A 7,133-nucleotide genomic window follows, 5' to 3' on the forward strand; every position below is an offset into this window, starting at 1 on the left:
GCCGTCATGCAACCTTTACTGCAACTACAGGGCATTGAAAAAGCCTTTCCCGGCGTCAAAGCGCTGTCCGGCGCTTCGCTGGCGGTTTACCCCGGCCGCGTGATGGCGCTGGTGGGCGAAAACGGCGCCGGAAAATCTACCATGATGAAAGTGATGACCGGCATCTATGCCCGCGACGCCGGCTCCATTAAATGGCTGGGCGAAGAGGTTAACTTCAGCGGGCCGAAAGCGTCGCAGGAAGCGGGTATTGGCATCATTCATCAGGAGCTGAATCTGATCCCGCAGCTTAGCGTGGCGGAGAACATTTTTTTAGGCCGCGAATTCGTTAACGCTTTCGGCGGCATCCGCTGGAAAAAGCTTTATGCGGAAGCGGACAAGCTGTTACAGCGGCTGAACCTGCGTTTCAACAGCCATAAACTGGTCGGCGACCTGTCGATCGGCGACCAGCAAATGGTCGAAATCGCCAAGGTGCTGAGCTATGAGTCAAAAGTCATCGTGATGGATGAACCCACCGATGCGCTGACCGATACCGAAACGGCCTCGCTGTTTCGCGTTATCCGGGAGCTGAAAGCGCAGGGCTGCGGCATCGTTTATATCTCGCACCGCATGAAAGAGATTTTTGAAATCTGCGATGACGTCACCGTGTTTCGCGACGGGCAGTTTATCGCCGAAAGAGCGGTCGATACGCTGCACGAAGAAGCGCTGATTGAAATGATGGTGGGCCGCAGGCTGGAAGAGCAGTATCCGCGCCTGAACAAAGCCCCGGGCGACGTGCGCTTAACCGTGAAAAACCTTAGCGGGCCGGGCGTAAACGACGTCAGCTTTTCACTGCGTCAGGGCGAGATCCTGGGCGTAGCGGGACTGATGGGCGCGGGCCGTACCGAACTGATGAAGGTGCTGTACGGCGCTTTTCCACGCAGCGGCGGCAGCGTCACGCTCGACGGTAAAACGGTAACGACGCGCACGCCGGAAGAGGGTCTGCGTCACGGCATCGTTTATATCTCTGAAGATCGCAAACGCGACGGGCTGGTGCTCGGCATGTCGGTAAAAGAAAACATGTCTTTAACCGCGCTCGACTACTTCAGCCACGGCGGCGGGCGGTTAAAACATGCCGAAGAGCAGCTGGCGGTCAGCGATTTTATCAAGCTGTTCAACGTAAAAACGCCCTCGATGATGCAGCCGATCGGGCTTTTATCCGGCGGCAACCAGCAGAAAGTCGCTATTGCGCGCGGGCTGATGACGCGGCCTAAGGTGCTGATTCTGGATGAGCCGACGCGCGGCGTGGACGTGGGCGCCAAGAAAGAGATCTACCAGTTAATCAATCAGTTTAAACAAGAGGGGCTGAGCATCATTCTTGTTTCCTCAGAAATGCCGGAAGTGCTGGGCATGAGCGATCGCGTGCTGGTCATGCACGAAGGCCGCCTGAGCGGCGATTTCCCCATTGAACAGGCCACGCAGGAACGCCTGATGGCGGCGGCGGTCGGCAAGCAACATAGCGCGGAGTTGGTCACACCATGAGTACTCAAACCCTACAGGCCAGCCGCGGCAAAGCCTGGCTGCTGGAACAAAAATCGCTGATTGCGCTGGTGGTGCTGATTGCCGTCGTCGCCAGTCAGAGCCCCAATTTCTTTACCCTGAACAATATGTTCAACATTCTGCAGCAGACTTCCGTCAACGCCATTATGGCCGTCGGCATGACGCTGGTGATCCTGACTTCAGGCATCGATCTGTCCGTAGGGTCGCTGCTGGCGCTGACCGGCGCAGTGGGTGCTTCGCTGGTTGGTATAGAGGTTAACGCGCTGGTCGCGGTGGCGGCCTCGCTGGCGCTGGGGGCGCTGATTGGCGCGATAACCGGCACCATAGTGGCAAAGGGCAAAGTGCAGGCGTTTATCGCCACGCTGGTCATGATGCTGCTGCTGCGCGGCGCGACCATGGTTTATACCAACGGCAGCCCGGTGAATACCGGCTTCAGCGATAATGCCGATCTGTTTGGCTGGTTTGGTATCGGACGGCCGCTGGGTATTCCCACGCCGGTCTGGCTGATGGCGCTGACCTTCCTGCTGGCGTGGTACATGCTGCACCATACTCGCCTGGGCCGTTATATCTATGCGCTTGGCGGCAATGAAGCGGCTACTCGCCTTTCCGGCATCAGCGTCAGCCGCGTCAAAATCACGGTCTATGCGCTGAGCGGCATGTTGGCGGCGCTGGCGGGCACCATTGAGGTGGCGCGACTCTCTTCCGCTCAGCCTACGGCGGGCACCGGCTACGAGCTGGACGCCATCGCGGCGGTGGTGCTGGGCGGCACCAGTCTGGCAGGCGGCAAAGGACGCATCATGGGCACGCTGGTCGGCGCGCTGATCCTGGGCTTCCTTAATAACGGCCTGAATCTGCTTGGCGTTTCTTCCTATTACCAGATGATCGTTAAAGCAGTCGTGATCCTGCTGGCGGTGCTGGTGGATAACAAAAAATAACCCTACAGGAATCGAAAATGAAAATGACTAAAATGACGGCGCTGGCCGTGCTGCTCGGCGCAACGCTCAGCGCCAACGCGATGGCGAAAGAGACGCTCGCGCTGGTAGTTTCCACGCTGAACAACCCGTTTTTCGTTTCGTTAAAAGAGGGTGCCCAGAAAGAAGCGGACAAGCTGGGCTACAACCTGGTGGTGCTGGATTCGCAGAACAATCCGGCAAAAGAGCTGGCCAACGTGCAGGATCTTGCGGTGCGCGGCACAAAATTGCTGCTGATTAACCCGACCGATTCCGATGCGGTAGGCAACGCGGTAAAAATGGCGAATCAGGCCAATATCCCGGTGATCACGCTGGATCGCGTGGCTGCTCAGGGCAAAGTCGTCAGCCACGTCGCGTCCGACAACCGCCTGGGCGGCAAAATGGCGGGCGACTATATTGCGAAACGCATCGGCGACCAGGCTAAAATCATTGAGCTGGCCGGGATTGCCGGGACGTCCGCCGCTCGCGAACGTGGCGAAGGCTTCAAAACGGCAGCCGATGCGCATAAATTTGTTATCCTTGCCAGCCAGCCCGCAGATTTTGACCGCACCAAGGGCCTGAACGTGATGCAGAACCTGCTGACGGCCCATCCGGATGTGCAGGCGGTGTTTGCGCAGAACGATGAAATGGCATTAGGTGCGATGCGCGCATTGCAAACGGCGGGCAAATCTGATGTGGTAGTAGTCGGCTTCGACGGCACTGCGGACGGCGTAAAAGCCGTGCAGGGCGGCAAACTCGCTGCCACCGTGGCGCAGCAGCCGGAGCAAATCGGCGTTATCGGCGTACAAACCGCTGATAAAGTGCTGAAGGGCCAGCAGGTTCAGGCTATCAATCCCGTTGACCTGAAGCTGGTCACTAAATAAATCAAAGAAAAGCATGGCACGCGCCACCTCTTGCAGGTGGCGCCTTTTTCTGGACGCTCCCATGAATAAAACCGGCAGGCTGGCCGTGCTCGGCAGCATCAACGCAGACCATATTCTTAATCTGACCTCCTTCCCCCGTCCCGGTGAAACGGTGATCGGTAAGCAATACCAGATCGCTTTCGGCGGCAAGGGCGCCAATCAGGCCGTCGCGGCCGGACGCAGCGGTGCGGATATCGCTTTTATCGCCTGCGTGGGCGACGACGATATCGGCCAGCGTATCCGTCAGCAGCTGGCGGAAGACCATATCGATATTGCGCCGGTGGAGGTCATCGCTGGCGAATCTACCGGCGTGGCGCTGATCTTCGTTAATGATGAGGGCGAAAACAGCATTGCTATCCATGCTGGCGCGAACGCCGCGCTGTCGCCCGCTCTGGTCGAAAAACAGCGGAAGATCGTTGAAAACGCGGATGCCCTGCTGATGCAGCTGGAATCTCCGCTTGAAAGCGTGCTGGCCGCCGCAAAAATCGCCCGTCAGCATCAGACCAAAGTCATCCTCAATCCTGCGCCGGCCATGCCGCTCCCGGACGAGCTGCTGGCGCTGGTGGATATGATTACGCCGAACGAAACCGAAGCGGAAATCCTCACCGGCGTGGCCGTTGCCTCCGATGAAGACGCGGCGCGCGCGGCATCGGTGCTGCACGATAAAGGCATCCACAGCGTGTTGATTACGTTGGGCAGCCGTGGCGTATGGCTAAGCGAAGCGGGTAAAGGCGAGCGCATCTCAGGATTCAAGGTGCAGGCCGTCGATACTATCGCCGCAGGCGATACCTTTAACGGCGCGCTGATGACCGCGCTGCTGGAAGGCAAGCCGTTACCGCAGGCCGTGCGTTTTGCCCATGCGGCGGCGGCAATTGCCGTCACGCGATCCGGCGCGCAGCCTTCGGTGCCTTGGCGTGAAGAGACCGATCGCTTTTTACAGCAGCAGGAGTAGCCCGTGCCCACAATGAAAGATGTCGCTCGTCTGGCGGGCGTATCGACGTCTACGGTTTCCCATGTCATCAACAAAAACCGCTTCGTCAGCGAGGCGGTGAAGGAAAAGGTTACTGCGGCGATTACTGCGCTGAACTACGCCCCTTCTGCGCTGGCGCGCAGCCTTAAACTCAATCAGACGCACACGATAGGGATGCTGCTTACCGCCAGCAGCAACCCCTTCTATTCGGAAGTGGTGCGCGGCGTGGAAAGAAGCTGTTATGAACGCGGCTACAGCCTGGTGCTGTGCAACACCGAAGGCGACGAGGACAGAATGAACCGCAGTCTGGAAACGCTGCTGCAAAAGCGCGTCGACGGTTTACTGATCATGTGCACCGAAAGTCATCTTCCCTCTCCCGAGATCCTTAATCGTTATCCTTCTATTCCTATCGTGATGATGGACTGGTCGCCCTTTGAAGGCGGCAGCGACATTATTCAGGACAACTCGCTGCTGGGCGGCGAACTGGCGACCCGTTTTCTGATTTCGCGCGGCTATACCCGCATTGCCTGTATCGCCGGGCCGCAGGACAAGACGCCGGCGCGTTTGCGGCTTAACGGTTTTTATCAGGCTATGCAGCAGGCGGAATTAGCCGTGCCTGAGGAGTATGTGGTCAGCGGCGACTTTGAATTTCAGGGCGGCTATCACGCTATGAATCAGCTGCTGGCATTGAGCCCTCGACCGCAGGCGGTATTCACCAGTAACGATGCGATGGCCGTTGGCGTTTACCATTCTCTTTATCAGGCGGGACTGTCGGTGCCTGAAGATATGGCGGTGATCGGCTATGACGATATCGAGCTTGCCCGTTATATGACGCCGCCGTTAACCACCATTCACCAGCCCAAAGACGAACTGGGTGAACTGGCTATTGATACGTTGATCCACCGTTTTGCCGATCCCGACGCCAGCCAGCAGCTGCTGGTGCTGACGCCGGAACTGATCGAACGCGGTTCGGTGGCGGAACGCTAGGCGCGTTTTTTCCGCTTTTCCCGGTCGGCAATCAGATGCCGGCCGTCGCCTGGCTTCAGCAGCATAAAGACCAGGCCGGAAAACACCGTTACCACGCCCATCGTCAGGAAAGTGGCGTGGAAGTGATCGACAGTGGTGCCGTCAAAATTGCTATAAAAACGCAGTACCGCCGCGCTGACCGCCACGCCAAAGCTGATAGCCAATTGTTGGGTGACGGCCAGCATACTGTTGCCGCTGCTGGCGTTGCTGTCGTTAAGGTCTGCCAGCGTAATGGTATTCATCGCGGTAAACTGGGTAGACATTGCCATTCCCAGCACAAATAACGGCAGCAGCAGTAGCGCCAGACTGGCCGCAGGCGACTGTAGCGCGAAGCTGGCGATCAGCACGCCAATAATGACGCTGATCCCCGTCAGCGTTTTGCGATAGCCGAACCAGCGCAGCACCTGCGTTACCGTTGATTTCGCCAGGATTGAACCCAGAGCGGTAGGCGCCATCATGCAGCCAGCCAGAATGGCGGTATAACCAAAGCCAACCTGGAGCATCAGCGGCATCAGGAAGGGAATACAGCCTGTACCGAGGCGCGAAGCGATATTGCCTAAGATGCCGACCGAGAAGGTGCGCGTCTTAAACATGGGGAGCGGGATCAGCGGCGTCGGATGACGGCGTGCATGAGCTATATAAAGAAGAAGCAGAAGAATGCCGCCGCTGGTTACCGCCAGCGCTATGCTGCTGGCGACTATTTTTTCGCCGAACAGCTCGATGCCGCTGGAGAGCATCACCAGGCCAATCCCAAAGAGCACAAAGCCGGTAAAATCAAAGCGGCGTTTCGGCGTGGTGAAGTCCGGCATATATTTGCGGGCATAGAAGATACCGAGAACGCCTACCGGAATATTAATCAGGAAGATCCAGTGCCAGCTCGCCCAGGTGACCAGTACGCCGCCAAGCAGCGGGCCCAGCACCGGACCGACCAGGCCTGGCATCGTCACAAAGTTCAGTACGGGCAACAGCTCGCTACGCGGATAGGCTCTTAACAGCGCCAGCCTGGCCACGGGCATCATCATCGCGCCGCCAATCCCCTGCACTATCCTGAACAGAACCAGCATAGTTAAAGAGCCGGAAAGCGCACAGGCCAGCGAACCCAACGTAAATAAAGAAACGGCAGCGATAAAAACTTTCCGGGTGCCAAAGCGATCCGCCAGCCAGCCGCTGACCGGGATCAGCATAGCGACGGTCAGGGTATAGCTGATAACAGCAGATTGCATGGCGAGGGGCGAACGGTTAAGGCTTAAGGCGATGGCGGGAAGTGCAGTATTCAATATCGTGGCATCAAGCGCCTGCATAAAGAAAGCCATGGCGGCAATCCACGGAAGTCCGGCCATACTGCGCGCGGATTTTATCATTGGGCATCCTTCTCAGTCGTTATTACCGACAGGAAAATCCTGCGAAGTAAAAAGAATAGCATCGGCAGGCCGGTGATTGTGATGGATATAAAAGAGAATTCGGGGCAATTTGCGGGTTAAATAACCTTAAAAAGTACGTTTATTGTTCCTTTGTTGAAAAAAGAAACGGTCGGAAGTTTTTTTTACAGAAACGCTTGTCAGCCGTCAGAAACTCCCTATAATGCGCCTCCACTGACACGGAACAACGGCCTGACGGTCACCGGGTCAGAAGGTTCAGGAAGCTGAATCGCCGGAGAAAACTTCTGAAAAAGTGGTTGACTCTGAAGGAGGAAAGCGTAATATACGCCACCTCGCGGCAGGAAGCGAA

Annotated in this window: 6 protein-coding genes; 5 read left to right on the top strand and 1 reads right to left on the bottom strand. The window is 57.3% G+C overall.

All coding sequences use genetic code 11. The features are described from left to right. Positions 1-6: 6 nt before the first annotated feature. The 5 genes from rbsA (at position 7) to rbsR (ending at position 5,366) form a co-directional block, all read left to right on the top strand. Positions 7-1,518 (top strand): ribose ABC transporter ATP-binding protein RbsA, encoded by a 1,512-nt coding sequence (gene rbsA / locus QCD69_RS07755; RefSeq protein ID WP_301251607.1) that lies wholly within the window; start codon positions 7-9, stop codon positions 1,516-1,518. Continuing rightward, positions 1,515-2,471: a ribose ABC transporter permease gene (rbsC, locus tag QCD69_RS07760; RefSeq protein WP_125289154.1), complete on the top strand. Its 957-nt coding sequence runs from the start codon at positions 1,515-1,517 to the stop codon at positions 2,469-2,471. The genes rbsA and rbsC overlap by 4 nt, the downstream gene beginning before the upstream one ends. A gap of 17 nt (positions 2,472-2,488) precedes the next feature. Then, a complete protein-coding gene (gene rbsB, locus QCD69_RS07765) occupies positions 2,489-3,370 on the top strand; it encodes a ribose ABC transporter substrate-binding protein RbsB (protein WP_253456904.1) in 882 nt (293 codons plus the stop codon). Between the two features lie 61 nt (positions 3,371-3,431). Continuing rightward, entirely contained in the window at positions 3,432-4,361 is a 930-nt protein-coding gene (gene rbsK, locus QCD69_RS07770) for a ribokinase (protein ID WP_253456907.1), read from the top strand. A 3-nt stretch (positions 4,362-4,364) separates the two neighbouring features. Continuing rightward, complete coding sequence (gene rbsR, locus QCD69_RS07775) at positions 4,365-5,366, top strand: ribose operon transcriptional repressor RbsR (RefSeq protein WP_369895303.1); 1,002 nt, start codon at positions 4,365-4,367, stop codon at positions 5,364-5,366. Here the strand turns inward: rbsR and mdtD are convergent. Continuing rightward, positions 5,363-6,766: a multidrug transporter subunit MdtD gene (gene mdtD / locus QCD69_RS07780; RefSeq protein ID WP_301251609.1), complete on the bottom strand. Its 1,404-nt coding sequence runs from the start codon at positions 6,764-6,766 to the stop codon at positions 5,363-5,365. The two genes, rbsR and mdtD, sit on opposite strands and share 4 nt — an antisense overlap. Positions 6,767-7,133: the final 367 nt, after the last annotated feature.

It is taken from the genome of Erwinia sp. PsM31 (assembly GCF_030433775.1).
In the GTDB taxonomy this organism is placed as follows: domain Bacteria; phylum Pseudomonadota; class Gammaproteobacteria; order Enterobacterales; family Enterobacteriaceae; genus Erwinia; species Erwinia aeris.